Genomic DNA, 25254 nt, shown 5'->3' on the forward strand with positions numbered 1-25254 from the left:
GTGACGGAACTGTGGCTTCCGATTATTCGGAGGGGCGGGGCGGCCCGCTCGTGGTGAGGTGTCGGGCACGGGGCCGTACGGGCTAAGAAGTCGCCGGTCAGAGGGGCGCGGAGGGCAGTGCGGGGCGCCGGTTACGCTCGTTCCCATCGATCCCGGGACACCTTCGGTCCCCGCGAGTGAAAGAGCACCGCCGTGACGCACCCCTTCCTTGACCTGGCCCCGCTGAGCGCCGCGCACTTCGCCTCGATCGAGGACCGGGTGGCCCGGCTGCTCGGCACCGATCAGGATGTCGTGATCATGCAGGGCGAAGCGTTGCTGCCGTTGGAGGGCGCGATCCGTTCGACGGCCGGTCAGGGCACGGTCGCGCTGAACGTCATCACCGGCCCCTACGGGCAGACCTTCGGAGACTGGCTGCGGGACTGCGGCGCCGAGGTGATCGACCTGGCGGTCCCATTCCACACGGCGGTGACCGCGGAGCAGATCCGAGAGGCCTTCGCCGAGCACCCGGAGATCGACTTCGTCTCCCTCGTCCACGCGGAGGCGGCGACCGGCAACACCAACCCGGTCGCGGAGATCGGCGAGGTCGTACGCGCGCACGGCGCCCTCTTCTACCTCGACGCGGTGGCCTCCATCGGCGCGGAACCGGTGCTGCCGGACGCGTGGGGTGTCGACCTGTGCGTGATCGGCGCGCAGAAGGCGATGGGCGGCCCCGCGGGTGTGTCGGCGGTGTCGGTGAGCGAGCGCGCATGGTCGCGGATGACGTCCAACCCCGGAGCCCCGCGCCGCTCCTACCTCTCGTTGTTGGACTGGAAGGTCCGCTGCACCGACGCCGGCCGCAAGGCGCTGCCGCACGCACCGGCCCAGTTGGAGATGCTCGCCCTGGAGGCATGCGTGGCGCGGATCGAGTCGGAAGGCCTGGACACGGTGATGCGCCGCCACGCGGTAGCGGCTGCGGCGACACGGGCGGGCGCACTTGCCCTGGGCGGCGGCCTGGAGCCGTACGTCCACAACGCGTCCGAGGCCGCCCCGGTCGCCACGACACTCAGGACACCGCCGGGTGTCGTCGCGTCGGAGCTGGTGACGAGGGCCCTGGCGTCGCACCCGACCCTGCCGCTGGCGGCGGGCGGTGGCGCCCTGTCCAAGGAGATGATCCGGGTCAACCACTACGGAGTGGACGCGACGGTGGGTGCGGTACAGAGCTGCTTGGCAGCACTGGGCACGGCACTGGCCGCGCAGGGGGTAGCGGTGGACCCGGAGGCGGCCCGGACTGCCGTGGAAGGGGCGTGGCGGTAACCCTCGGTCGAGGAGTATCTGCGGCACAACGGTCACGCCGATTTCCTGCGGGAAAGCATCGACGGTACGACCGGCACCCAATTCTGATTTCGGATGTAATTCCAGAATTCTTCTGCCCGGTTTCCGTGCCCCTAAACGCAAATAATTCGCGTAGATCTCGTGAGGGTCACACGCTTGTGACCCGTTACACAGACCGCCCGCTTTGCCCTTTATCTACAGGTCAAATCCACACATTTAAACCGCACTCGCCCGCGTGATAACACAGCGCAGCAGCGGACGTAACCCCATCCCTCCATGCAATTTCGAATTTCCCTCGGTAAATTCAATTTGCATGACCGCCACCCGAGCAGACCTGCACATAGACCGCCCCACGGTGGCCGACGGCGCCGCGCTCTGGCGTATTGCCAAGGACTCGAACGCCCTCGACCTGAACTCGTCGTACAGCTATCTGCTGTGGTGCCGGGACTTCGCCGGCACTTCCGCCGTCGTGCGGGACGAGCGCGGGGAACCGGTCGGTTTCGTCACCGGGTACGTGCCGCCGGACCGGCCCGGCACCCTGCTCGTGTGGCAGGTCGCCGTCGACGCCGCGCAGCGTGGCCGCGGACTGGCCGCCCGGCTCCTCGACGGGCTCACCGAGCGGGTCTCGGCCCACTACGGGCTGACCGCGATCGAGACCACGATCTCACCCGGCAACACCGCCTCCGAGCGCCTCTTCACGTCGTACGCCGAACGCCACGGCGCCACCGTCGAGCGCACGGTCCTGTTCGAGGCCGGTGACTTCCCGGACGGACCCCACGACCCCGAAGTGCTGTACCGGATCGGCCCGTTGAGTCTCTGAGACCCCGGCCTCCGAGAACCCCCCACCCCTTTAGGAGCGATTCGCGTGACCATCACCCAGCCCGATCTCAGCGTCTTCGAGACCCTGGAGTCCGAGGTCCGCAGCTACTGCCGCGGCTGGCCCACCGTCTTCGACCGGGCCCGGGGCAGCCGTATGTACGACGAGGACGGCCGCGCCTACCTCGACTTCTTCGCGGGCGCCGGCTCGCTCAACTACGGGCACAACAACCCTGTCCTGAAACGGGCGTTGATCGACTACCTGGAGCGCGACGGCGTCACCCACGGGCTCGACATGTCGACCGGTGCGAAGCGCGCGTTCCTGCAGACCTTCCAGGACCTGGTGCTGCGGCCCCGCGATCTGCCGTACAAGGTGATGTTCCCGGGCCCGACCGGCACCAACGCCGTTGAATCCGCACTGAAGTTGGCGCGGAAGGTGAAGGGCCGCGAGTCGATCGTGTCGTTCACCAACGCCTTCCACGGGATGTCGCTGGGCTCGCTGGCCGTGACCGGCAACGCGTTCAAGCGGGCCGGTGCCGGTATCCCGCTGGTGCACGGCACGCCGATGCCGTTCGACAACTACTTCGACGGCCAGGTCCCCGACTTCCTGTGGTTCGAGCGGCTGTTGGAGGACCAGGGCTCCGGCCTCAACAAGCCCGCCGCGGTGATCGTCGAGACCGTGCAGGGCGAGGGCGGCATCAACGCCGCCCGCCCCGAATGGCTGCGCGCGCTCGCCGAGTTGTGCGAACGCCAGGACATGCTCCTCATCGTCGACGACATCCAGATGGGCTGCGGACGCACCGGCGCGTTCTTCTCCTTCGAGGAGTCCGGGATCGTGCCCGACATCGTCACCGTGTCCAAGTCCATCAGCGGCTACGGCCTTCCGATGTCCCTGTGCCTGTTCAAGCCCGAGCTGGACATCTGGGAGCCGGGCGAGCACAACGGCACGTTCCGCGGCAACAACCCGGCGTTCGTCACCGCCACCGCCGCCCTGGAGACGTACTGGGCGGACGGCTCCGCGATGGAGAAGCAGACCCGGACCCGCGGCGAACAGGTCGAGCAGGGACTGATCTCCATCACCGAGGAGAACCTCGCCGACATCAAGGAGTACCGGGGCCGCGGGCTCGTCTGGGGCATCGAGTTCAAGGACCCCGAGCGCGCCGGACGGATCTGCGCCCGGGCCTTCGAACTCGGCCTGCTCGTCGAGACGTCGGGCCCGCAGGGCGAGGTCGTGAAACTGCTGCCCGCACTGACCATCACCCCCGAGGAACTGGACGAGGGGCTCAGCATCCTCGCCCGCGCCGTACGAGAAACCGTCTGAACAACCCGACCGTCCGACACCACGTCAAGGAGGCGTAAACAGCACCGTGATTGTCCGTTCGTTCAAGGAACTCGAAGGCACCGACCGGCACGTCAAGGCCGCGTCCGGCACCTGGGAGAGCAAGCGCATCATCCTCGCCAAGGAGCGGGTCGGCTTCTCGCTCCACGAGACCGTCCTCTACGCGGGCACCGAGACGTCGATGTGGTACGCGAACCACATCGAGGCCGTCGTCTGTGTCGAGGGCGAGGCCGAACTCACCGACAGCGAGACCGGGCAGACGTACACGATCACGCCCGGGACCATGTACCTCCTCGACGGACACGAGCGGCACACGATGCGGATCAAGGAGGACTTCCGCTGCATCTGTGTCTTCAACCCGCCCGTCACCGGACGGGAGGACCACGACGAGAACGGCGTATACCCGCTGCTGACCGAGCCCGAGGAGGTCTGAAGAGCATGACCACCGTCACCGACACCACCGACCTGTACCCCAGCCGCGGCACCACCGAGGTGTCCGTCCCGCGCAGGGACCCCGTCGTCTGGGGCTCCCCCGACGCAGCCGGGCCGATCCCGCCCGGCGACCTCCAGTCCTTCGAGCGCGACGGCTTCCTCGCCATGCCGGAACTCCTCCGTGACGACGAAGTCGACGTCTACCGGCGGGAGTTGGAACGTCTGGTCGACGACCCCGCGATCCGGGCCGACGAGCGGTCGATCGTCGAGCCGAAGTCGAAGGAGATCCGGTCCGTCTTCGAAGTGCACCGGATCAGCGAGGTGTTCGCCCGGCTCGTGCGGGACGAACGGGTCGTCGGGCGGGCGCGGCAGATCCTCGGCTCGGACGTGTACGTCCACCAGTCCCGGATCAACGTCAAGCCGGGGTTCGGCGCGAGCGGCTTCTACTGGCACTCGGACTTCGAGACCTGGCACGCCGAGGACGGTCTGCCGAACATGCGGACCGTGTCCGTGTCGATCGCGCTCACCGAGAACCACGACACCAACGGCGGCCTCATGATCATGCCGGGCTCGCACCGCACGTTCCTGGGCTGCGCGGGCGCGACCCCCGAGGACAACTACCGCCAGTCGCTCCGGATGCAGGACGCGGGCACCCCGTCCGACGCGGCGCTGACCGGCATGGCCTCCCAGTACGGCATCAGGTTGTTCACGGGCAGGGCCGGTTCGGCGACCTGGTTCGACTGCAACTGCATGCACGGCTCCGGCGACAACATCACGCCGTTCCCGCGCAGCAACGTCTTCATCGTCTTCAACAGCGTGGAGAACAAGGCAGTCGAGCCGTTCGCGGCGCCGGTGCGACGGCCGGAGTTCATCGGGGCGCGGGACTTCACACCGGTGAGGTGAGCCGCGCGACCGGCGTCAGCCCGCGAGGACGCCGAGGAGCCGGTCGACGTCCTGCGGGGTGTTGTAGAGGTGGAAGGCGGCACGCAAGTTCCCCGCCCGGTTCGAGACTTCGACACCCGCCGTGCTCAACTCCCCCTGCCGTCCGCCGAGTCCGGGCACCGACACGATCGGGGACCCCGGGGACGCGACGGGCTCGTGCCCGAGGGTGGCCAGGCCCGCGCGGAAGCGGTCGGCCAGGTCGAGGTCGTGGGCGCGTACGGCGTCCACGCCCAACTCCTCCAGCAGGGCGAGGGAGTGGCGGGCACCGGCGTAGGAGAAGAGGGCCGGGCTCTCGTCGAACCGGCGGGCGGAGTGGGCGAGTTCGGCGACCGGGCCGTAGCAGCTGTCCCACGGGGCCTCGCCCGCGACCCAGCCCGCGAAGACCGGGTTGAGGCCGCCGAGGTCCTCCGGGGTGACCAGGAAGGCGACCCCGCGCGGGCAGAAGAGCCACTTGAAGCCCACGGCGGCGACATAGTCGTAGGCGTCCGCGTCGAGGTCCAGCCAGCCGACGGCCTGCGAGGCGTCGACGTATGTACGCGCCCCGTGTTCGTGTGCCGCCGCCCGGAGCGCGGGCAGGTCGGCGATGCGGCCGTCGGCGGACTGGGCGGCGCTGACCGCGACGAGCGCGGTGCCGGGGCGTACCGACTCGGCGATCCGCTCCAGCGGGACGGCGCGCACCTTGAGGTCGGCGCGCATGTGGAAGGGGTTCACGACGGAGCTGAAGTCGGCCTCGGCGGTGAGGACTTCGGCGCCGGGCGGGAGTGAGGAGGCGATCAGTCCGCTGTAGACCGCCACCGAGGCCCCGGCCGCCACCCGGTCGACCGGTACCCGCGTCAGGCGGGCGAAGGCGGCGCGGGACGCCTCGACGTCGTCGAACATGTCGGTCGGTGTGCCGATCGAGGCCGCCTCGACGGCGGTGTGCATGGCGGTCACGGTGCGCCTCGGGAGGAGGCCGGTGCTCGCCGTGTTGAGGTAGGTGTTCTTCGGGGCGAACTCGGCACGGACGAGGCTCTCGAAGGTCTCCATGGCACCCACTCTGCGGTGCCGTTCGAGCCTCGTCCATTGCGTATTTTTGCGTGAATCCTCTAAGCAACGCTTATGTGTCCGCCCTGACCTGCGGCTTTCAGGCCTGCGGCACCGCGCACCCATCCGGGCCGCAGGCCTCCGCGTCACCGTTGTCGATCAGCTTCAGGGGCGAGTGCTCGCCCCACGCCTGGGTCAGGGCCTGGGCGAAGACCTCGGCGGGCTGGGCGCCCGAGACGCCGTACTTGCGGTCGAGGACGAAGAAGGGCACGCCGTTCGCGCCCAGTTCGGCGGCCTCGCGCTCGTCGGCGCGGACGTCGTCGGCGTAGGCGCTCGGGTCGGCCAGCACCTTGCGGGCGGCGTCCGCGTCGAGGCCGACGCCCGCGGCCAGTTCGACGAGGCGCTCGTCGTCGCCGAAGACGGACCGCTCCTCGGCGAAGTTCGCCTTGTACAGCGCCTGGATCAGCTCGTCCTGGCGGCCCTGCTCCTTGGCGAAGTGAAGGAGGCGGTGCATGTCGAAGGTGTTCCCGTGGTCGCGGTCACGGGTGCGGTAGTCGAGGCCCTCGGCTGCGGCCTGCGTGCCGAGGTTGTCCTCGCCCGCCTGCGCCTGCGCCTCGCTCATGCCGTACTTCTTGGTGAGCATCTTCAGCACGGGCTGGATGTCGCTCTTGGCGCGGCCCGGGTCGAGCTCGAAGGACCGGTGGACGACCTCGACGCCGTCGCGGTGCGGGAAGGAGTCGAGGGCCTTCTCGAAGCGGGCCTTGCCCACGTAGCACCAGGGACAGGCGATGTCCGACCAGATCTCGACGCGCATTCTTCGGCTCTTTCCAGGACGTGTGCGGTTGACGGAGACTCCCTCCGTTTCCCCCCAGGAACGTTCCTTCGGCGCGGTTCATTCCCCGGTGAGGTCCAGGCGCATCCCCAGATGGTGATCGCCGTCGGCCGGGTCGGCGACCCAGCCCTGACGGACGTAGAAGGCCTGCGCCCGTTCGTTGTCGACATGCACGTCGAGTACGGCGGTCCGCCGTGCGTCGGCCCGCCACTGCTCGACGCAGGCCCTGTGCAGGGCCGTACCGAGGCCGGAGCGCCAGCGGTCGGGGTCGACGTGGAACTGGAACAGCTTGACCGTTTCCGCCGGGTCGCCCTCCGCGGTGCGGAAGGAGGCGACGGCGACGATACGGCCGTCCTCGACCGCGCACAGCACATGGCCGTCCGGGCGTTCGACGGAGGCCAGCCAGGCGGCGCGCCAGTCGAAGTCGGACGGCGGCAGACCGTCGGGGTAGTAGGTCGACCGGGCACGGAGGTGCAGGCCGGCGATGGCGTCGACCTCGGCCGGCAGGGCCGTGCGGATCATCAGGGTGTCGGTGTCGCGATCACTCGTCATGCGACCGATGACGTGATGTCCGCCGCTTCGGTTCCCAGGTGGCTGAACTGCGTCCGGTAGGCGCTCGGGGTCAGCCCGGTGCGGCGGACCAGGTGGCCGCGCAGGGAGTCCGCCGTGCCCAGGCCGCAGGCGCGGGCCACCTGGTCCATGGGGAGGGTGGTGGTCTCCAGGAGTTCCTTGGCGCGTTCGACGCGCTGGTGGAGCAGCCACTGCAGGGGGCTCACCCCGCTCTCGGCGTGGAAGCGGCGGGTGAGGGTGCGGACGCTCACGCCCGCGTGCCGGGCCAGGTCGGTGAGGGTGAGCGGCTTGTCGAGGTTGCGCATGGCCCAGCCCCGGGTGTCGGCGCAGGCGGTGCCGCGTTCGGGCGGCAGCGGGGTCTGGGTGAACTGCGTCTGCCCGCCCGGCCGTACGGGTGCGACGAGGGCGAGGCGGGCGACCTCGTTGGCGACGGCGGCGCCGTAGTCGGTGCGGATGATGTGCAGACAGAGGTCGATGCCGGCGGCGTATCCGGAGGCGGTCAGGACCTGGCCGTCCTGGACGTAGAGGACGTCGCCCCTGAGGTCGAGGGCCGGGTAGCGCTCACGGAGCTCGTCCGCCACGCCCCAGTACGTGGTGGCGCTGCGGCCGTCGAGCAGCCCGGCCTCGGCGAGTACGAAGGCGCCGCTGCAGATGGAGGCGATCCGTTTGCCCGCGGCGGCGGCCTCGCGGACGGCGGTGACCGCGGCCGGGTCGGGTTCGTACCGCCGGCCGGTGCCCGCGAGCACCACGGTGTCGGCGGTGTGCAGCACGTCGAGGCCGCGGCCCACCTGGAGGTGCAGCCCGCCGGTCGTGACCACCGGCCCGCCGTCCAAGCTGCAGATGGTCACCTCGTAGCCAGGCGCACCGTCGACCTCGACCTTGGCGAAGAGCATCTCCGGGATGGCCAGGTTGAACATGGAGACGGGGGACGGCGCGACGATCGCGACGCGGTGCGGGGGCCGTTTCCTCGGCATGGCCAGAACCTCCGGCTGTATGGCGTTCCGGCCACTACTCTATGCCGTCGCGGTTCCGCAGCATGGGTACATGCCAACGACCACCACCCAACTCACGCCCCGCACCGGCGGTTTGACCCCGCTCTCCCCCGCTCTCACCCTCACCGCCGCCCTCCTCGGCTTCGCGCTGATCACCCTCGACGCGTCGGTGGTGAACGTGGCGCTGCCGTCGATCGGACAGGCGCTGGGCGGCGGGATGTCGGGACTGCAGTGGGTGGTGGACGCGTACACCCTCTCCTTCGCCGCCCTCATGCTGTCCACCGGCGCCTTCGCGGACCGGGCCGGGGCGAGCCGGGCGTACGCGATCGGCGTCGCCGTGTTCACCCTCGCCTCGGCGGCCTGCGGCCTGGCCCCGAACCTGCCCACGCTGATCGGCGCCCGCGTGCTCCAGGGCGTGGCCGCCGCCGCCGTCCTCCCGGCCTCGCTGTCCCTCGTCCGGCAGGCCTACCCCGAACCGGCCAAGCGGGCCCGGGCGGTGGCCACTTGGGCGGCGGGCGGCTCGATCGCGGTGGCCCTCGGCCCGGTCGCCGGGGGCGCGCTGACCACGGTCTGGGACTGGCGCGGCATCTTCTTCATCAACCTGCCGCTGGGCGCGGTGGCGCTGGTGCTGCTGGTCCGCTCACCGCGCTCGGAACGCCGGCCCGCGCCGCTCGACCTGCCGGGCCAGCTGACGGCGGTGGTGGCGCTCACCGCCGTGACGTTCGCGGTGATCGAGGGCGGGGCAACGGGAGTTGTGGCGTCGCTGATCGCCCTCGTCGCGGGCGCGGTCTTCGTCAGGGTCGAGCTGCGACAAGCACATCCCGTGGTGCCGCTCGGCCTGTTCCGCAGTCGCACGGTGTCCGTGGCGGTCGCGGCGGGTGCGGCGTGCAGTGTCGCCTTCTACGGCGTGGTCTTCCTCTTCTCGCTCTTCTTCCAGCAGGTGCAGGGCCGTTCGGCGCTGTACGCCGGGCTGATGTTCCTGCCGATGGCCGGCCTGATCTCGGTGACGAACGTCGTGTCGGGCAAGCTGGCGGGCCGCTACGGAGCCCGACTGCCCATGCTGATCGGACAGTTGCTGGCCGGAGCGGGCGCGCTCGGGCTGCTCTGCGTCGACGAGCGCACACCCCCGCTCCTGGTGGCGGTGCTGCTCGTGCCGATGGCCCTCGGCTGCGCCCTGACGGTCCCGCCGCTGACCGCCGTGATGATGGACGCGGTACCGGCCGAGCGGGCGGGCCTGGCGGCCGGGGTGCTCAACTCGGCGCGGCAGGTGGCCGGCGGGCTGGGGATCGCGGTGTTCGGGGCGCTGGTCTCCGGCGGGTTCACGGCGGGCCTGCGGGAGAGCCTCGCGATCAGCGCGGCCCTCTTCGCGGTGACGGCCTCGCTCAGCTTCCGTCTCTCAGGTCGTCCGGCCAACTCGGCCTGAACTCAAGGTGGTCGTACGTCACGACACACCCCTCCCCCATCGGCGACTGCGTCATGAAGCCGACCAGGGCCTCGTCCGTCTCCTTCTCGTCACCGAGGGTGAAGAGCCGCACGAAGATCCACCGCTCACCGTCACGCGAGGCGTGAAAGGCGAAGGCCCGCCCGGTGCGGCTGATCCGCAGCCACACCGAACTCCCGTCGACAGTGAAGGAGTTGGCGTCGTCGGAGTGCCCCCGCGTGACCACCGTGCAGACGGTGGGCACATCGGGCGAGTACTCCAGACACAACTTCGCCCAGGCCCGCTCCCCGACATGGACATAGAGCACACCGGCATCGAACGACCCCGCGAACCCGACGGTGACGCGAGCGATGAGCTGGAAGTCGCCATGCGGCGCCCCGAGCAACCGGGGCGCGTCGGAGGCGGGTTCCAGTCCCTCACCGGTCGGCGGCACAAACCGGTCCTGCCGGGATCCGGCCCACCCGGTGAGCACACCGTCCTCGTAGGACCAGTGCCCATCGGGGCCGTAAGTGCGGAGGGGGAAAGGCAGTTCGGGAAGTTCCAAGTCCATCCACTAACTATCTCAGGCCCAGGCAATGGTTTTTAGGGGCGCGGGGAACTGCGCGACCAGCCACAACGGACCGGTACTCCGCACTCAACCGCACCCCCAATGGCGCTACCGCTCCAAACGCCCGTCATAACGCCGAGGCAACCCGAGGGAGTTGTCGTCCCTGAGTTCCAACGGCAGCAACGCCTCAGGCGTGTTCTGATAAGCCACAGGCCGCAGCCACCGCTCAATAGCCGTACCACCAACGGACGTTGACGTAGAGGTCGTCGCCGGGTACGGCCCCCCGTGGTGCTGCGCAGGCGCCACCGCAACCCCCGTAGGCCACGCATTAACCAACACCCGCCCGGCGAGCGGCGTGAGCTCCGCCAGGATCTCCGCCCCCCGCCCCTCCCCCGCCGCTTCCTCCGCCGACAGATGAACCGTCGCCGTGAGATTCCCGGGCAGCCGCGACAGCACGGCATTCGCCTGCGTGTCGTCGTCGTAGCGGGCCACCACGGTGACCGGCCCGAAGCACTCTTCGAGCAGCAGGTCGTACGCCCCTTCGGACGCGAGCCTCTCCGCCGGAACCGTCAGGAACCCTGGGCTCACGGTGTGCTCGCTGCCCGCGCCGGGCGTCACCGGCGAGTCCACGTCAGGGAGTTGAGCCCGCTCGGCGACACCGGCAAGGAAGTTGTCCCGCATCCGGTGGTCCAGCAGAACCCCGGAGTCCGTGTCGCTGACGGCATCGGTGAGGGACTTGACCAGCCCGTCCCCGGCGGAGCCGGACGGCACCAGCACCAGCCCGGGCTTCACGCAGAACTGGCCGACGCCCAGCGTCATCGAACCCGCGAGCCCCGTGCCGATCGCCTCGGCCCGCTCGGCCGCCGCCGCCTCGGTGATCACGACGGGGTTGAGGGAGCCCAGTTCGCCGTGGAAGGGGATCGGGACGGGACGGGAGGCAGCCGCGTCGAAGAGGGCACGGCCGCCGCGTACGGAACCGGTGAAGCCGGCCGCCGAGACCAGCGGGTGCTTGACCAGTTCGACGCCCGCCTCGAAGCCGTGCACCAGGCCGAGGACGCCGTCCGGGATGCCCTGCTCGGCGGCGGCCCGGCGCAGCACCTTCGCGACCAGCTCGGACAGGCCGGGGTGGTCGGGGTGGGCCTTGACGACGACCGGGCAGCCGGCCGCCAGCGCGCTCGCGGTGTCGCCACCGGGGACGGAGAAGGCGAAGGGGAAGTTGGAGGCCGAGTAGACGGCGACGACACCCAGCGGCACCTTGTAACGGCGCAGGTCCGGGATCGGCGGGGTGGCCGTGTCGTCGGGGTGGTTGATGACGACGTCGAGGAAGGCGCCCTCGTCGACGATGTCCGCGAAGGCCCTCAACTGGTAGCAGGTGCGGGCGAGTTCGCCGTTCAGCCGGACCGGGCCGAGCGCGGTCTCCGCGTCGGCGACCTCGACCAACTGGTTCTTGGCCGCTTCGAGCTGGTCGGCGGCGCCGCGCAGGAAGGCCGCGCGGACCGTGCGGTCGGCGAGGGAACCCCGTGCGGCGTACGCGGCGCGGACGGCGGCGTCCACCTCCTGGGCTGTGGCCTCCACCGCAACCTGTTCCCGCTGCTTCCCGGTTCGGGGGTCGACACTCCAGACTGGTGCTGCTGCCACCGCGGGTCCCTCCACATGTAATGCCGCAGTTCTGGGTCATTCACCAGGCTCGTTCGATATGCTGAACGCTGTCTCTGATGATGAATATGCTCGTGGAGACGATAACTCAAGGTTCTCGTCGAACGAAGGGGTCAAGGGCGATGTCGGCAGGCGAGACAAGCGGCGGGGCACAGGTCAAGTCCGCGGTGCGGACGGTGGAGCTGCTCGAATACTTCGCGGGCCGGCCCGGTATGCACTCCCTCGCGGCGGTCCAGGAGGCCGTCGGTTATCCCAAGTCCAGCCTCTACATGCTGCTGCGCACGCTGGTGGAGCTGGGCTGGGTGGAGACGGACGCGACGGGCACGCGGTACGGCATCGGTGTGAGGGCGCTGCTGGTCGGCACGTCGTACATCGACGGCGACGAGGTCGTGGCGGCGGCCCGCCCCACCCTGGACCGGCTCTCCGACGACACCACGGAGACCATCCACCTCGCCCGCCTCGACGGCACCAACGTGGTCTACCTGGCCACCCGCCAGTCCCAGCACTACCTACGGCCCTTCACCCGCGTCGGCCGCCGCCTCCCGGCGCACTCGACCTCGCTGGGCAAGGCGCTGCTGAGCACCTACTCGGACGAGCAGGTCCGCAAGATGCTCCCGGAGACGCTGCCCGCACTCACCGAGCACACGATCACCGACCGCGAGAAGCTCATCGAGGAACTCCACCAGGTCCGTGAGCAGGGCTTCGCCGTGGACCGCGAGGAGAACACGCTCGGCCTGCGCTGCTTCGGCGTCGCGATCCCCTACCGCACCCCGGCCCGCGACGCGATCAGCTGCTCGGTGCCGGTGGCCCGGCTGACCCCCGCGCACGAACAGATGGTGAAGGACGCCCTGTTCGACGCCCGTGACCGGCTCACTCTCGCCACCCGGAGGCTCTGACCCATGGACGTCGCGCTCCGGCCGGTCCACGACAGTGATCTGCCGGTCTTCTTCCGGCTGACGAACGACCCCGAGTCCGTCCGGATGGCCGCCTTCACCGCGAAGGACCCGACCGACAGGGACGCCTTCGACGCCCACTGGAAGCGCATCCGCGCCCTGCCCGGGGTTCTGAACCGCACGGTCCTCGCCGACGGCGACGTCGTGGGCAACGCCGCGGTCTACGGCGACCCGGGCGAGCGCGAGGTGACGTACTGGATCGACCGCGCCTACTGGGGCAAGGGCATCGCGACGGCCGCGCTGCGCGACCTGTTGGCCGAGGAGCCCGAACGCCCGCTGCACGCGCGCGTGGCGGCCGACAACGCGGGCTCGCGGCGTGTCCTGGAGAAGTGCGGGTTCCGGGTCAGCGGGCAGGACCGGGGGTTCGCGAACGCGCGGGGCGAGGAGATCGACGAACTCGTGCTGACGCTGACTTCATGAGCGCTGGATGAGAAAAGTGTCGTAAGGGAACGATTCGTTCCCGTCCGGTCGTCTTCAGAGCGGGATGAACAAGACGATCAGGCGCGCCTCCGTCTTCGCACTGCTCCTGGTGCTCGCCCTCCTGGTGAGGGCGACCTGGGTGCAGTTCTACGACGGCCAGGCGCTGGCGGACGACAAGGACAACCGGCGCAACGCGATCGCGACGTACGCGGACCCGCTCGGGAACATCATCGTGGCCGGGAACGCGATCACCGGCTCGACGCGGACGGAGAGCAGCAGCGACCTCGCCTACAAACGCACCTACACGGACGGCAAGCTCTACGCGGCGGTGACGGGTTACGCCTCGCAGAGCTACGCGCCGACGCAGCTGGAGGGGATCTACGCGAACCTCCTCGACGGCACGGACAGCGGCCTGAAGACCGTCATGGACACGGTCACCGGCGAGCGGGCCGCCCCGGGCGACGTGGTCACGACGATCGACCCGGATGTGCAGAAGGCGGCGTACAACGCGCTCGGTGACAAGAAGGGTGCGGCCGTCGCGATCGATCCGACGACCGGCAAGATCCTCGCCGTGGTCTCGACCCCGTCCTACGACCCCTCGTCGCTGACCGACGCGAACACCGCGGCGGCGGCCTGGAAGCAGCTCAACGCGGACCCCGACAAGCCGCTGACCAACCGTGCGCTGCGTCAGCCGCTGCCGCCGGGTTCCACGTTCAAGCTGGTCGTGGCGGCGGCGGCCCTGGAGGACGGGCTCTACTCCTCGGTGGACGAGAAGACGACCAGCCCCTCGCCGTACACGCTGCCGGGCACGGTCACCCCGCTGAGGAACGAGAGTTCGTCCGCGCCCTGCACGAACGCCTCGATCCGGGTCGCGCTCCAGTACTCGTGCAACACCGTGTTCGCGAAGATGGCGGTGGACCTGGGGCAGGACAAGGTCAAGGAGATGGCCGAGAAGTTCGACTTCAACGACGAGGAACTGGACATCCCGGTGCGGGCGTACCCGAGCGTCTATCCGTCGAACATGAACAAGTCGTCGACAGCCCTGACGGGCATCGGCCAGTACGACGTGACCGCCACCCCGCTCCAGATGGCCATGGTGTCGGCCGCTATAGCCAACGACGGCAAATTGGTCTCCCCGCACATGGTGTCGGAGACCACCGACAGTGGCGGCGATGTGGTCCACAACTACGACGACAGCACGACGACGAAGGAGATCGTCAGCTCACGCACGGCGCAGCAACTCCAGTCGGCGATGCAGACGGTCATCACCGAGGGCACCGGCACGAACGCCCGGATCGCCGGCGTCACAGTGGGCGGCAAGACGGGCACGGCCCAGCACGGCGAGAACAACGACCAGAGCCCGTACGCCTGGTTCACGTCCTACGGCAAGTCCGACTCGACCGGCAAAGAGGTCGCGGTGGCGGTAGTGGTCGAGCAGTCGGACGCGGCAAGGTCCGAGATCAGCGGCAACGGCTTGGCGGCCCCGGTGGCCAAGGCGATGATGAAGGCGGCGCTGAAGAGTTAGCGAGCGGCCCCGGCCGGGTGGCCGGGGCCGTCGTTCACTTGACGCCCAGGATCTGCTCCACCGGGTCGATGGCGAAGTACACGAGGAACAGCGCGGACACCCCCCACAACAGCCAGTTGACCTCCTTCGCCTTGCCGAGCACCGTCTTGATCACGACGTAGGAGATGAACCCCGCCCCGATCCCGTCGGTGATCGAGTACGTGAACGGCATCGCGGCGATGGTGAGGAACGCCGGAATCGCGATCTCGTACTTGTCCCAGTCGATGTACTTGACGTGGGTCATCATCAGGAACCCGACCGCGATCAGCGCGGGCGCCGCCGCCTGCAACGGCACGATCGTCAGCAGCGGGGTCAGGAACAGCGCGAGCCCGAACAACCCACCGGTGATCAGATTCGAGAACCCGGTACGCGACCCCTCACCGACACCCGAAGCCGACTCGATGTACGCGGTGTTGGAGGACGCGGACCCGATTCCGCCGGCGACGGCGGCGGCACCGTCGATGAACAGGACGCGGCCGATGTTCGGCACCTGACCGTCGTCGTCCAGGAGACCGGCCTCCGCGCTGATACCCACGATCGTGCCCATGGCGTCGAAGAAGTCCGACAGGATCAGCGTGAAGATCAGCAGGATCACGGTGATCGCGCTGGTCTCGCCGAAGGCCCCGAACAGGCTGAAGTGGCCGATGAGTCCGAAGTCGGGCGTGTCCACGATCTTGTCCGGCACCTTGGGGGTCATCAGGCCCCAACTCTTGATGTCGGCGACGGAGTTGATGATGATCGCGAGGACGGTCATCGTGACGATGCTGATCAGGATCGCGCCCTTCACCTTGCGGGCGACCAGTGCGATGGTCAGCAGTACGCCGAGACAGAAGACCAGGACGGGCCAGCCGGCGAGATGGCCGACGGATCCGAGCTGCACGGGAACCGTGGTCTGCGCGGCGTCCGGTATACGACTGACGAAGCCGGCGTCGACGAAGCCGATGAACGCGATGAACAGCCCGATGCCGACGCCGATGGCCTGCTTGAGCTGTTGCGGGATCGCGTTCATGATCGCCTCGCGCAGTCCGGTGAGGACCAGGACGCAGATCAGGACGCCCTCGATGACGACGAGGCCCATCGCGTCGGGCCAGCTCATCAGCGGGGCCAACTGGAAGGCGACGACAGCGTTGAGGCCGAGGCCCGCGGCGATGGCGAGGGGCAGGTTGCCGCCGACGCCCATGATGACCGTCATCACACAGGCCACCAGGGCGGTGGCGGTGACCAGTTGGCCGGTGTCGAGCGAGTGCCCGAACTTGTCCTTGGCGCTGCCCAGGATGATCGGGTTCAGGACGAGGATGTAGGCCATCGTGAAGAACGTGGCGAAGCCGCCGCGTATCTCACGACCGAAGGTGGATCCCCGTTCGGAGATCTTGAAGAACCGGTCGACACCGTTCGCCGCCGGTGGTTCGGCACTTGGCCGGTCGGCCACCTTCTGTGACTCGGACATGCGGGTACTCCTCGTTGGCCTCAGTGATCGGTGCGCGGATGCTGGCTGGATTGTTCCCGCGTTGAACCTGTTTCAGGTTTTCCCCGTGTTACGGAATCAGGGTCGACGCACCAGCCTGTCGTCGACCTGTCGGACGGCGTTCGAAGGCCTGCACCAATCCAGCCAATTGATCACTGCTACGCTTCCGGATCTCGTCGGGGTCACCCCCGAATGATCACGTGTCATCTACATGACACACACAACCACGCAGCGAGGAGAGGTCCGCCGTGGGCACAGTCGTCGACGACGCCGCCTCCGTGGAGTTCCACGCCTTCTTCGAACGCCACTACGCCGAACTGTCGCGTCTCGCCCACCTGTTGACGGGCGAGGCGGACGCCGCCGACGATCTCGCGGCCGACGCGCTGCTCGCGCTCTGGCACCGCTGGGACCGGGTGCGCGCCGCCGACCATCCCGCGGCCTACGCCCGTGGCGTCGTCGCCAACCTGGCCCGCACCCGGATCCGCAGCGCGGTGCGCGAGCGGCGGCGGGTCGCCCTGTTCTGGTCGCAGCGCGAGGAGAAGACCGAGAACCCGGACGTGGCCGGCGTGGTCGACGTCCAAGAGGCCCTGCGCAGGCTGCCGTTCCGCAAGCGGGCCTGTGTGGTGCTGCGGCACGCGTTCGATCTGTCGGAGAAGGACACCGCGCTCGCGCTCGGTGTTTCCGTCGGTACGGTTAAGAGCCAGACGTCGAAGGGCATGGCCGAGTTGCAGCGCCTGCTCGGCCCGCAGAGCCCTCCGCTGCAGATGCACGCGGCGATGGCGCGCGGCGGCGAGACCGGAGGGAGGAACCGATGAGGCACCAGAACGTCCACGACGACGAGCTGAGCGCCCGGCTGCACGAGGCGGCCGAGGGCCACGAGCCCGACCGGGCGCGCATCCTGGCGCGGCTCGAACGCGGCATGGCCGCGCAGTCGCGTCCCGACCACCGGGCCACCCGGCCGCCCGTGTTCGGCTGGGTGCGGGTCGTCAGCGCGACGGCGGCGGTGGCGAGCGTCCTCGCGATCGGCGGCTACGCGGTGGCGTCCGCGGTGAAGGGCAACTCCCCCGCCGAACAGACGGTGTCCGTCTCACCGACCCCGACCCCCACGCCGTCGCCGGACGCGACGAGCCGCACCCCGGTCAAACCGGTTGCCCCGAAGCCGAGTTCGGGCTCGGGCACCTCGCACAGCTCGTCCGAGGCGAGCGCCTCCCCGACGACGTCCGCGACGGCCTCGCCGTCCGCGCCCGTGCTGCCGCCCGCCTCCGGTACACAGGACGGCCCGCTGTGGTCGGACGGTTCGATCGACCCGGGCAGCAACGACTTCTGGGCGCAGAGCGACGTCACCCTCAAGACGACCAAGCAACTCACCGCGCTCACCGTCCAGTTGAAGGTCAAGCTGACCGCCGGGGTCAGCTCTGCGGGCGCCTGGCGCTCGCTGCCCGAGCAGGACTTCACGCAGACGGTGACGGAGCAGGACGGGTTCCTGGTCTACACCTGGGTGCTCAAGGAGGGCCGTACGGTGGCGGTCGGGGACTGGGTCTTCGCCGGGCAGTACAACCATGAGCGCGGCGGCCGGGACGCGAAGGACGACAGCTACTCGGCGGCGGCCACGGCGGCCGGCCGACAGCTGTCCGTGAAGGGCGACTTCGCGGCAACGAAGTCGTAGCCGACAGCCCCGGAAAAATCTCCGGTCGGGCGGCAACCCCTTCCCCTCCGGCGGCGACAAGGAAGCGCAAGGTTCCTCTCGCACGGAGTCACACGGAGCAAGTCGCTTGAGCACGCACAAGAAGCACCTCACCCGCAGGCGGGTGCTCGGGGCCTCCGCGATCGGTGTCGCCGCCACCGGCGCGGCCGTCGCGGGCGGCACCGGCCTCCTCTCGTCCGCCTCCGCCGCCGCGTTCGGATACACCGACGACGGCTCCAACTACGTAATCACCACGGGCGCCTCACTCGTCCTCAAGGTCTCCAAGTCGACCGGTGACATCACGTCCCTCGCCTACAAGGGCAAGGAGTACGAGGGCTACGGCGGCAAGCACTCGCATGTCGAGTCCGGGCTCGGCGCCTCCACGGTCACCATCAAGCAGTCGGGTTCGACGATCCTGGTGAAGGTGGTCCACGGCCCGATCACCCAGTGGTACGCGGCCCGCAGCGGCGAGAACAACGTCTACCTGTGGACGAACAAGGCGGACGCGTCCTTCACCGCGACGCGCTACATAGTGCGGGTGAAGCCGGGAGTGTTCCCCAACTCCGGCTCAGACGCCTGGGATTCGACCACGGACACGATCATCGAGGCGGGTGACGTCTGGAAGCACCCGGACGGCACGACCCGCTCCAAGCACTACTCGGGCAAGCGGACCATCGACTACGACCACGTCGGCTTCACGACGGGTTCGGTCGGCCTGTGGGTCGTCCGCTCCAACCACGAGAAGGCCTCCGGCGGTCCCTTCTACCGCTCGCTGCTGCGCCACTCGAACGAGGGCGGGGCGGGGCTGTACGAGATCCTGCACTACAACGAGGCCCAGACCGAGCCCGAACGCTTCGGTCTGCAGGGCCCGTTCGTGGTGGCCTTCACGGACGGCGGCACACCTTCGTCCTCCCTCTTCGCGGCGAATCTCGACACGTCGTGGGTTGACTCGCTCGGCATCACGGGCTGGGTGGGCAAGGCAGGCCGGGGGAAGGTGGCAGGGGTCGGCCTCAAGGGCATGGACTCCAAGTACCCCTACACAGTGGGCTTTTCCAACGCGGACGCGCAGTACTGGGCGAAGGCCGCGGCCGGCACCGGCGCCTTCTCCTGCAAGGGGATGCTGCCGGGGACGTACACGTTGACCGTCTTCAAGGGCGAACTCGCCGTGCACACGCAGTCGGTGGCGGTGACGGCGGGCGGTACGACGTCGCTGCACACCCTGAGCATCACAGGTGACCCGTCCGCCGCGAGCGCCCTGTGGCGGCTCGGGAACTGGGACGGGACGCCGCGCGAGTTCAAGAACGCCGAGCTGATGACGTACGCGCATCCGTCCGACGCGCGGGCGGCGAAGTGGACGGGGAACGTCACGATCGGGAGCGGAAGCGAGGCCGCGTCCTTCCCGGCGTACATCTGGAAGGACGTGAACGACGGCGTCCTGGTCTACTTCAAACTGACGGCGGCGCAGGCAGCCGCGGCGCACACACTGCGAGTGGGTGTGACAACGGCGTACATCAACGCCCGCCCTCAAGTCACCGTGAACGACTGGGTCTCCGCCATCCCCACGCCTCCCACACAGCCCTCGACCCGCGATCTCACCACGGGTTCCTACCGTGGAAACAACCACACGTTCGTTTTCAACGTCCCTTCCAGTGCGTGGAGTTCGGACGCCACGAAGTACAACATCCTGAAGATCAACGTAGTCAGTGGTTCGACGGGCTCGGCCTTCCTCAGCCCGGGCACGTCGTTCGACTGCATCGACCTGCTGACCTGAGCCCCCCTCGGTCAGCAGAGCGACGCCCCCGCCGGTGACGACCGGCGGGGGCGTCGTCCATCGGGTTCGGGATCTCAGCGGTCCGCGCGCCGCCGCACGTGGAGGTGGCCGTCGCGGGGGAAGGCGGGCGGCGCGGCGGGCAGCACACTGGCGAACTCGTACCGCCCCTTCTCCGCGACCCGGCACGAGGCCAAGTTGTCCACCTGGTGCAGGAGTTCGAGCCGCTCCAGCCCGTCGGCGGCCAAGGTGCCGAAGGCCCAGTCGCTGACTGCGTCGAGGGCACGGGGCGCCACTCCCCGCCCGCGAGCGTGTGCGACGGTCCAATAGCCCACCTCGACAGCCGGCTTGCCGGGGGTGAACTCCTTGAGAACCATATTGCCCACCAACTGCTCCTGAACCGACCCGGATCGGGCCTCAAGAACGGCGAACGCGAACCGCTCCCCCGCCGTCCAACCCCGCTCCTGCTCCCGCACCCACCGCGCCCCGTCAACCTCGTTGTCGACGATGGAAGTTATCCACCGACGCAAGACGGGATCCCGGCCCGCCTCGACCAGCCCGGGAACGTCCGCGAGGCGCCAGGGTCGAAGAACGAGAGCGGGGGCGGTGGGCGTCGCGGCTACGTGAAGTACGACGGGAGCAGTCATGAACTGATCATATGCAGCACCGATTTCGCCCTGCCGTGTCTCACGTCAGCCCAGTCGTCACGGTGCCCGGACGCGCAGAGCCTGAACGGACCAGTCCAGCGCAGGTGCCAGACTCTCCGGGGCGGGCCAGCCATTGACCACGGCAAGCAGTTGGAGATACCGCTCCCTGCGGGGGTCGTTCACGCACTCCAGCCGAGCGGTCAGCCGACGGCGAAGGTCAATGTCGTCGGGGCGGTCAAAGAGGTGTGCGTAGTCCGCGGTGAAGGCGGCAACGAACGGATCGGCCTGAGGCGAGGCCGGGTCGATACCGGCGGCGAGGGCCGGCCCGACTTGGTCACGGACGACGGCGGCGATATCGCGGCGCGGACCTGCCGCAGCGCTCCGAACCTGCTCTGCGGCCTGCTCCTCGGCCAACTGCCGTACGGAGGAGCGGAATTCCGGGTCCAGGGACAGTTCGGCCAACTCCACCCACGCCTGGACCTGTTCCGGATCCGGGTTGTCGGGCAACTCGGGGGTCATCGAGCGCATGACCCCGGCGAACGCGGGGGTGGCGGCGACAAGGCCACCGAAGGCCGCGTCGAGAAACTCGCCGACCAGACGTCGGCGTTCGTCCTCGGACAGCTGTGCCAGCCGATGCATGAGTTCCGTCTCCTCAGGTGTCGACCCGCGCTCGGCCACCGCCGTCAGCACCGCGTGCCGCAGACGCAGGACGCGGATCTGCACGGCCAGTGCTTCGGCATGCGCCGCAGCGACCTCGGGAAGCGAGAGCTCCCGGTCCACGACCTTCCGGATCGTGGAGAGGTCAAGTCCCAACTCGCGCAAGGTCCTTACGAGGTCGAGCCGTGCGACGGCGTCGATGCCGTACAGGCGGTAGCCGGCCGGGGTGCGGTCCGCCGGCGCCACGATCCCGCGATCGGAGTAGAACCGGATGGTCTTGACCGTGAGACCGGTCCGCCGAGCCAGCTCGCCGATCGAGTAGAGGGTGTCGCCTTCCATGCCCACACTTTTGCGTCTCCCCCTACTGGAGACTCAAGTTACAACCTGGCACGCTTCTGGCACGACCACTTCGTCCCGAGGTACCGGCGGTCAGTCGTGGTGGCGACGTCGTTGCTCGCACGGTTCCGTTGTGAGGCACGGGCGAGGATCATTCGCACCGTGGACGATGTGCGAGACGGCGTCATCGGTGTGTGGCGGGTTGGCTGGTCCGGTCGGCTCATGGGCTACGTGCTGGCTGTCGGCCCGATGTGCGCGGCGCTGTCCGCCTGGCTGGGCGTGCTCTCCCACCCGGACGCGCAGTCCGCGGGCTCCGCGGGGATCGTTACGGCCGTTGCACTGGGATTCGGGCTCATTGCCTGGTGGGGGCTGCTGCGCACACGCCTGGAACTCGCGACGGACGTGATCGTCATGGTGAATCCCTGGGGCACTCAACGTCTGCCGTGGTCGCGTGTCAGCGCGGTGAGCCTCGGCAATTGGGGGGCGCAGTTCCACACGACGGACGGGTTCACATACACGGCGTATGCCCTGAGCGATCTGGCAGGTGGGACTCGCCAGGATGAGCGGTTCGCTGATGTGCGGCGGCTCGTTGATGCCCAACTCCACGGCGAACAAACGCTTTAGGAGTTCGATCTACACCTGTCCCTGGGGCCGTCGGCGACTGGTCCGACGGTCGCCCGGGAGGCTGCTGTGCGCCGCCGTCCGGCCCCTTTGATGCCTGCCGTGGATGTCAGACAGGTCTGACATCCTGCACCAGCGAGAATGACATGGGCCGCCTTCTGGAGTAATTGTCAATTCCTGTGGATCAGTTGAAGTCGATCATGTCGCGAGGGTGGCGGAGCCTTCGAAGAGGTCGAAGGCTGGCCCCCACTCACGGGCGCATAACGCAGAACTCGTTGCCATCGGGGTCCTGCATCGTGATCCAGTCCTCACGCTCGGCCTGAACCGTTGCCCCGAGTGCGCATAGTCGCTTGACCTCTGCGGCTGCATCGGTCGTGCTCAGGTCGAGATGGACCCGGTTCTTGGCCCGCTTGTCCTCTGGCACCAACTGAAAGAAAATGCGGGGCAACCTGCCGTCCGTGCCAACCAGCAGGACAGTGGGGTCATCCTCCGGGTCGTTGATGCCCAAGGAGCGCAGCCGGGTCAGCTCATCCTCGTCGTACGACGCGATTTCGTAGTCGTCGAGGGCCTGCGCCCAGAATCGGGCGGATGACGCCGGATGAGGGCTGTCGAAGACGATGTCCTTGACGGATGCCACAGGACTCCCTTCAGGAACGGATGACGTCAGCGAGGTGATTCGAGTGTCTCTGGTGAGTAACTGGCTAGAACTGTAGATCAGTTGATGTGCCTCAGGCCGCGCTGAGCTCGGGTCGTTCGATGAGCTGGCCGCGTTCGAAACGGGCTCCGGCGCGGACGAGGGCAACGAGATGAGGCGCGTTCAGGGCCCGCCACCGCTGCTGGGCGGCCTCAACGAGCTTGAAGACCATCGCGAGGGCGGCAGCGCGGGAGCCGGCCCCGCGGGAGACCTTGGTCCGCAGTCGGACCGTCGCGAAGGTGAACACCTGACGCACGCCACGAAGGAGGCTCGCTCGTGCGAGGTGGCTGACCGTTCTCATATCGGAGCACGCTCAGGTCTCCGACAATGAGCGTAACTCCACCGAGCTTTTGAATGATATGAACCAAATCCGGGCATCCTATTCCAGCTCAACCAGAGTAACGGGAAGCATTGATGCGGGCGGCGGTAATTTACAATGGCCCAAATAAAGGGTGGCATCCGTGCCACTCACGAGAAGTTGCACACTGTGGCGAATTTTATAACCCTCTTCAGGTTCCTATCTTTGCCAGTATTTATTTATTTTATGATTGTCGATGCGTGGACTTGCGCGTGGCTACTTATGCTGGTGGTTGCAGTTAGCGATGGCTTGGACGGATATGTAGCCCGCAGGTTCGACCAGGTTACCAGGATCGGCGCTGTAGCTGACCGGGTCGCCGATCGGCTTTGTATCTTGACATTGAGTTGCATGCTAGGCGTGGCAAATATAATTCCATGGTGGCTCGCCGGGCTAATCATCGGAAGAGATGTTGCGCTGTTCGCCGTCGTCACCTACGCTTTCCGAGGGCCAATGCCGGTTTCGGCTACCAATACGGGCAAGACTGCGACGGCTTTCCTACTAATCGGAGTTCCGGCTCTCATAGCTAGACAAACATCCGTGCCTCAGGCACAGACAATAAGTACCGTTGCAATCGTTCTCGCTGTGCTAGGCCTCTTCCTCTACTATGTCTCAGGATTCCAGTACGCTCGGGTGGCTCGAACGACGGTGATCTGTCGACACCTCGCAAGCTCCCCAAGGGCAGAGGCGTCTCACGACTAGACGGCGATACGAATTAGATCAGTCTCGATCTATTTCTGCTCTACCCCCTTAAGCAGTTGATTCCTCGTCGGAGTCCGGTTTCTTTTCCTTGGGCAAGGTCTCATCGATGTCTTCGCGGTAACGGTTATGGAAGTCGATTGCGAGTTCTTCGAAGCGCCCAAGGAAAAGTGAAAATCGATCAGAGGGCGCGAGTCCCTTGTATGGGTCTAGCTCCGAAAAGAAACGGAACGCCTCACCTGAGAGCATGTCGGCTCCCCAGCGATATAGTCGCCACCGTGGCCCAGGTCGCAAAATGCGGTCGGCGATGGTCGCAATGGCGACCAATAGGCTAACGATTATGGAAGCGTAGCGAACCCACCGGATTTCCGCGCTTGCAGTGACCAGCGCAGGCAAAAGTACAGCCCCACTCAATATGGCGCTTTGAGTAGTTAGGAACAGGCGACGGTTGCGCTTCTCCCATGCGCGTCGACGATATGCCTCAGCGAGAATTCGCTCCAGCCAGATCTTCTGGAATTCGCTAGCGCCTTCCCGGTTGCAGAATTCCAGAGTGAGTCGAGCGAGCATGGTTCGCTCAATTCTTCCTGTTCGGGTCGCCTGGCGACCTCTCGGTATCAGTAGATCAGCCTCTGCGGTCAAATGACTCTCCGTCACCATGCCATGCTAGACGGCCTAACGCTTGCTGTAGATCGGTGGAGCGATTTTGGGCTGGAGCTGCTTTGGGGCGAGTGATCATGGCCCCGTAAGCTTGCGGCGCGTCGGGCAGGTAGTGGACCTGCCCGGTAAAGCACGACGTTGGGGCCATGATCTTCGAGGCTCGCGCCAAAGTGGCTGCCTAAAATCGCGGAGCCGACCGCCCCAGCCACGACGTCCCCCTTCTCTGACGGCAAGCGGCTGATCCCTGTGCGCGCGGCACGGGCGCCGGCCGGGCTGGAGCGGGGCGGAGACAGACATCCGATGCGGTTGATCAGTCAAGCGGTGTTGGGGAAGGCGGTCTGTTCGTCGTAGGGGATGTGGTGGATGAGGCAGTGGTGGAGGCAGCCGAGTAGGCGGTTGAAGAGGTTGCGTTGTGCTGCGACGTGTCGTTCTTCGGCGGCTCGTCGGTGGTCGTAGTGGGCTCGTGCGCCTGGGGATGCGGTGAGGGCGGCGAAGGCCCAGTTGTAGCCGGCATGCGGGGCCGACTCTGTCTTGGGAGGTCAGGCCTCAGGAGCGGCTACGGATCACCGCATGCCGGTTCGCTCAGGACGTTCGTCTGCAGGATCAAGACCAACGTCTTACGACGCCATCAGGAGCGCAGGCCCGGCCGGCGCCCGGGCCGCGCGCGGGGAGTGGAGCGAGCCGCCTTGAACCAGTGGAGAAGGTTGTTACTCAGTAGGTCCCGTGGGGCTGTGTCCTGTCTCGGTTGATAGTTGACACTGCGGCTTCATCTGATGCTTGACACCGCTTGCCTCGGCTTGGCTGTGCGCCTGGATGTGGCGCATGGGGAGGAC

Annotated in this window: 25 protein-coding genes and 2 pseudogenes; 15 read left to right on the top strand and 12 right to left on the bottom strand. The window is 67.9% G+C overall.

Annotated features, from left to right (window positions below):
• The first annotated feature begins 192 nt into the window (after window positions 1–192).
• From OC490_RS34445 to thpD, 6 genes and pseudogenes are all read left to right on the top strand, one after another.
• Window positions 193–1293, top strand: coding sequence for a pyridoxal-phosphate-dependent aminotransferase family protein (locus tag OC490_RS34445; protein WP_262061949.1), 1101 nt, complete (start codon window positions 193–195; stop codon window positions 1291–1293).
• Between the two features lie 9 nt (window positions 1294–1302).
• Window positions 1303–1380, top strand: a pseudogene (locus OC490_RS34450) (DUF664 domain-containing protein); the annotation flags it as partial.
• A 244-nt stretch (window positions 1381–1624) separates the two neighbouring features.
• Window positions 1625–2131: a diaminobutyrate acetyltransferase gene (gene ectA, locus OC490_RS34455; protein ID WP_262061950.1), complete on the top strand. Its 507-nt coding sequence runs from the start codon at window positions 1625–1627 to the stop codon at window positions 2129–2131.
• A 45-nt stretch (window positions 2132–2176) separates the two neighbouring features.
• Complete coding sequence (gene ectB / locus OC490_RS34460; protein ID WP_262061951.1) at window positions 2177–3448, top strand: diaminobutyrate--2-oxoglutarate transaminase; 1272 nt, start codon at window positions 2177–2179, stop codon at window positions 3446–3448.
• Between the two features lie 46 nt (window positions 3449–3494).
• Window positions 3495–3899: an ectoine synthase gene (locus tag OC490_RS34465; RefSeq protein WP_262061952.1), complete on the top strand. Its 405-nt coding sequence runs from the start codon at window positions 3495–3497 to the stop codon at window positions 3897–3899.
• 5 nt (window positions 3900–3904) lie between these two features.
• Window positions 3905–4801 carry an ectoine hydroxylase gene (thpD, locus tag OC490_RS34470; RefSeq protein WP_262061953.1) on the top strand — a complete coding sequence of 299 codons (897 nt, stop codon included), beginning with the start codon at window positions 3905–3907 and terminating at the stop codon, window positions 4799–4801.
• A 15-nt stretch (window positions 4802–4816) separates the two neighbouring features.
• On the opposite strand, the gene OC490_RS34475 is transcribed toward thpD, so the two are convergent.
• The 4 genes from OC490_RS34475 to OC490_RS34490 form a co-directional block, all read right to left on the bottom strand.
• Window positions 4817–5866 carry an aminotransferase class V-fold PLP-dependent enzyme gene (locus OC490_RS34475; protein ID WP_262061954.1) on the bottom strand — a complete coding sequence of 350 codons (1050 nt, stop codon included), beginning with the start codon at window positions 5864–5866 and terminating at the stop codon, window positions 4817–4819.
• Window positions 5867–5963: 97 nt separating this feature from the next.
• Window positions 5964–6677 carry a DsbA family oxidoreductase gene (locus tag OC490_RS34480; protein WP_262061955.1) on the bottom strand — a complete coding sequence of 238 codons (714 nt, stop codon included), beginning with the start codon at window positions 6675–6677 and terminating at the stop codon, window positions 5964–5966.
• Window positions 6678–6755: 78 nt separating this feature from the next.
• A complete protein-coding gene (locus OC490_RS34485) occupies window positions 6756–7247 on the bottom strand; it encodes a GNAT family N-acetyltransferase (protein WP_262061956.1) in 492 nt (163 codons plus the stop codon).
• The gene (locus OC490_RS34490; protein WP_262061957.1) at window positions 7244–8239 is read right to left on the bottom strand and encodes a GlxA family transcriptional regulator; all 996 of its coding nucleotides are present in this window, start codon (window positions 8237–8239) and stop codon (window positions 7244–7246) included. Before OC490_RS34490 ends, OC490_RS34485 begins: the two co-directional genes overlap by 4 nt.
• Before the next feature lie 70 nt (window positions 8240–8309).
• On the opposite strand from OC490_RS34490, the gene OC490_RS34495 reads away from it, so the two are divergent.
• Complete coding sequence (locus OC490_RS34495; protein ID WP_262061958.1) at window positions 8310–9680, top strand: MFS transporter; 1371 nt, start codon at window positions 8310–8312, stop codon at window positions 9678–9680.
• On the opposite strand, the gene OC490_RS34500 is transcribed toward OC490_RS34495, so the two are convergent.
• Together OC490_RS34500 and OC490_RS34505 are read right to left on the bottom strand one after the other, a co-directional pair.
• Entirely contained in the window at window positions 9640–10248 is a 609-nt protein-coding gene (locus tag OC490_RS34500; protein ID WP_262061959.1) for a DUF1349 domain-containing protein, read from the bottom strand. The two genes, OC490_RS34495 and OC490_RS34500, sit on opposite strands and share 41 nt — an antisense overlap.
• A 105-nt stretch (window positions 10249–10353) precedes the next feature.
• Window positions 10354–11883, bottom strand: coding sequence for an aldehyde dehydrogenase (NADP(+)) (locus OC490_RS34505; RefSeq protein ID WP_262061960.1), 1530 nt, complete (start codon window positions 11881–11883; stop codon window positions 10354–10356).
• A gap of 140 nt (window positions 11884–12023) precedes the next feature.
• On the opposite strand from OC490_RS34505, the gene OC490_RS34510 reads away from it, so the two are divergent.
• From OC490_RS34510 to OC490_RS34520, 3 genes are all read left to right on the top strand, one after another.
• Window positions 12024–12797 (top strand): IclR family transcriptional regulator, encoded by a 774-nt coding sequence (locus tag OC490_RS34510; protein ID WP_262061961.1) that lies wholly within the window; start codon window positions 12024–12026, stop codon window positions 12795–12797.
• Window positions 12798–12800: 3 nt separating this feature from the next.
• Complete coding sequence (locus OC490_RS34515) at window positions 12801–13274, top strand: GNAT family N-acetyltransferase (RefSeq protein WP_262061962.1); 474 nt, start codon at window positions 12801–12803, stop codon at window positions 13272–13274.
• A 64-nt stretch (window positions 13275–13338) separates the two neighbouring features.
• Complete coding sequence (locus OC490_RS34520; RefSeq protein ID WP_262061963.1) at window positions 13339–14799, top strand: peptidoglycan D,D-transpeptidase FtsI family protein; 1461 nt, start codon at window positions 13339–13341, stop codon at window positions 14797–14799.
• 34 nt (window positions 14800–14833) lie between these two features.
• Here OC490_RS34520 and OC490_RS34525 read toward each other — a convergent pair whose 3' ends face one another.
• The gene (locus OC490_RS34525; protein ID WP_262061964.1) at window positions 14834–16285 is read right to left on the bottom strand and encodes an NCS2 family permease; all 1452 of its coding nucleotides are present in this window, start codon (window positions 16283–16285) and stop codon (window positions 14834–14836) included.
• A 266-nt stretch (window positions 16286–16551) separates the two neighbouring features.
• Between OC490_RS34525 and OC490_RS34530 the strand changes: the two genes are divergently transcribed.
• The 3 genes from OC490_RS34530 (at window position 16552) to OC490_RS34540 (ending at window position 19758) form a co-directional block, all read left to right on the top strand.
• Window positions 16552–17118 carry a SigE family RNA polymerase sigma factor gene (locus OC490_RS34530; RefSeq protein ID WP_200713547.1) on the top strand — a complete coding sequence of 189 codons (567 nt, stop codon included), beginning with the start codon at window positions 16552–16554 and terminating at the stop codon, window positions 17116–17118.
• A complete protein-coding gene (locus OC490_RS34535) occupies window positions 17115–17969 on the top strand; it encodes a hypothetical protein (protein WP_262061965.1) in 855 nt (284 codons plus the stop codon). Before OC490_RS34530 ends, OC490_RS34535 begins: the two co-directional genes overlap by 4 nt.
• A gap of 106 nt (window positions 17970–18075) precedes the next feature.
• A complete protein-coding gene (locus OC490_RS34540) occupies window positions 18076–19758 on the top strand; it encodes a rhamnogalacturonan lyase B N-terminal domain-containing protein (RefSeq protein ID WP_262061966.1) in 1683 nt (560 codons plus the stop codon).
• Window positions 19759–19832: 74 nt separating this feature from the next.
• Here the strand turns inward: OC490_RS34540 and OC490_RS34545 are convergent, their stop codons facing one another.
• Entirely contained in the window at window positions 19833–20402 is a 570-nt protein-coding gene (locus tag OC490_RS34545; protein ID WP_262061967.1) for a GNAT family N-acetyltransferase, read from the bottom strand.
• 57 nt (window positions 20403–20459) lie between these two features.
• Window positions 20460–21398, bottom strand: a complete 939-nt coding sequence (locus OC490_RS34550) for a MerR family transcriptional regulator (protein ID WP_262061968.1) — start codon at window positions 21396–21398, stop codon at window positions 20460–20462.
• A gap of 159 nt (window positions 21399–21557) precedes the next feature.
• Between OC490_RS34550 and OC490_RS34555 the strand changes: the two genes are divergently transcribed.
• The gene (locus tag OC490_RS34555; protein WP_262061969.1) at window positions 21558–22019 is read left to right on the top strand and encodes a PH domain-containing protein; all 462 of its coding nucleotides are present in this window, start codon (window positions 21558–21560) and stop codon (window positions 22017–22019) included.
• 247 nt (window positions 22020–22266) lie between these two features.
• On the opposite strand, the gene OC490_RS34560 is transcribed toward OC490_RS34555, so the two are convergent.
• Both OC490_RS34560 and OC490_RS34565 read right to left on the bottom strand, forming a co-directional pair.
• A complete protein-coding gene (locus OC490_RS34560) occupies window positions 22267–22653 on the bottom strand; it encodes a VOC family protein (RefSeq protein WP_262061970.1) in 387 nt (128 codons plus the stop codon).
• A gap of 91 nt (window positions 22654–22744) precedes the next feature.
• Window positions 22745–22951, bottom strand: a pseudogene (locus OC490_RS34565) (IS256 family transposase); the annotation flags it as partial.
• A 195-nt stretch (window positions 22952–23146) separates the two neighbouring features.
• Between OC490_RS34565 and OC490_RS49640 the strand changes: the two are divergent.
• Window positions 23147–23767 carry a CDP-alcohol phosphatidyltransferase family protein gene (locus OC490_RS49640; protein ID WP_410099211.1) on the top strand — a complete coding sequence of 207 codons (621 nt, stop codon included), beginning with the start codon at window positions 23147–23149 and terminating at the stop codon, window positions 23765–23767.
• Between the two features lie 48 nt (window positions 23768–23815).
• Here OC490_RS49640 and OC490_RS34570 read toward each other — a convergent pair whose 3' ends face one another.
• Complete coding sequence (locus OC490_RS34570; RefSeq protein WP_262061971.1) at window positions 23816–24331, bottom strand: DUF4231 domain-containing protein; 516 nt, start codon at window positions 24329–24331, stop codon at window positions 23816–23818.
• Between the last annotated feature and the right edge of the window lie 923 nt (window positions 24332–25254).

The organism is Streptomyces sp. STR69, from assembly GCF_024519455.1.
Classification (GTDB): domain Bacteria; phylum Actinomycetota; class Actinomycetes; order Streptomycetales; family Streptomycetaceae; genus Streptomyces.

Excerpts from the sequence above, each read along its gene's own strand:
- ectA (WP_262061950.1), top strand. The coding sequence starts at position 1,625 with ATGACCGCCACCCGAGCAGACCTGCACATAGACCGCCCCACGGTGGCC.
- thpD (WP_262061953.1), top strand. The coding sequence starts at position 3,905 with ATGACCACCGTCACCGACACCACCGACCTGTACCCCAGCCGCGGCACC.
- OC490_RS34475 (WP_262061954.1), bottom strand. The coding sequence starts at position 5,866 with ATGGAGACCTTCGAGAGCCTCGTCCGTGCCGAGTTCGCCCCGAAGAAC.
- OC490_RS34480 (WP_262061955.1), bottom strand. The coding sequence starts at position 6,677 with ATGCGCGTCGAGATCTGGTCGGACATCGCCTGTCCCTGGTGCTACGTG.
- OC490_RS34485 (WP_262061956.1), bottom strand. The coding sequence starts at position 7,247 with ATGACGAGTGATCGCGACACCGACACCCTGATGATCCGCACGGCCCTG.
- OC490_RS34490 (WP_262061957.1), bottom strand. The coding sequence starts at position 8,239 with ATGCCGAGGAAACGGCCCCCGCACCGCGTCGCGATCGTCGCGCCGTCC.
- OC490_RS34495 (WP_262061958.1), top strand. The coding sequence starts at position 8,310 with ATGCCAACGACCACCACCCAACTCACGCCCCGCACCGGCGGTTTGACC.
- OC490_RS34500 (WP_262061959.1), bottom strand. The coding sequence starts at position 10,248 with ATGGACTTGGAACTTCCCGAACTGCCTTTCCCCCTCCGCACTTACGGC.
- OC490_RS34510 (WP_262061961.1), top strand. The coding sequence starts at position 12,024 with ATGTCGGCAGGCGAGACAAGCGGCGGGGCACAGGTCAAGTCCGCGGTG.
- OC490_RS34515 (WP_262061962.1), top strand. The coding sequence starts at position 12,801 with ATGGACGTCGCGCTCCGGCCGGTCCACGACAGTGATCTGCCGGTCTTC.
- OC490_RS34520 (WP_262061963.1), top strand. The coding sequence starts at position 13,339 with ATGAACAAGACGATCAGGCGCGCCTCCGTCTTCGCACTGCTCCTGGTG.
- OC490_RS34525 (WP_262061964.1), bottom strand. The coding sequence starts at position 16,285 with ATGTCCGAGTCACAGAAGGTGGCCGACCGGCCAAGTGCCGAACCACCG.
- OC490_RS34535 (WP_262061965.1), top strand. The coding sequence starts at position 17,115 with ATGAGGCACCAGAACGTCCACGACGACGAGCTGAGCGCCCGGCTGCAC.
- OC490_RS34545 (WP_262061967.1), bottom strand. The coding sequence starts at position 20,402 with ATGACTGCTCCCGTCGTACTTCACGTAGCCGCGACGCCCACCGCCCCC.
- OC490_RS34550 (WP_262061968.1), bottom strand. The coding sequence starts at position 21,398 with ATGGAAGGCGACACCCTCTACTCGATCGGCGAGCTGGCTCGGCGGACC.
- OC490_RS49640 (WP_410099211.1), top strand. The coding sequence starts at position 23,147 with ATGGCCCAAATAAAGGGTGGCATCCGTGCCACTCACGAGAAGTTGCAC.
- OC490_RS34570 (WP_262061971.1), bottom strand. The coding sequence starts at position 24,331 with ATGCTCGCTCGACTCACTCTGGAATTCTGCAACCGGGAAGGCGCTAGC.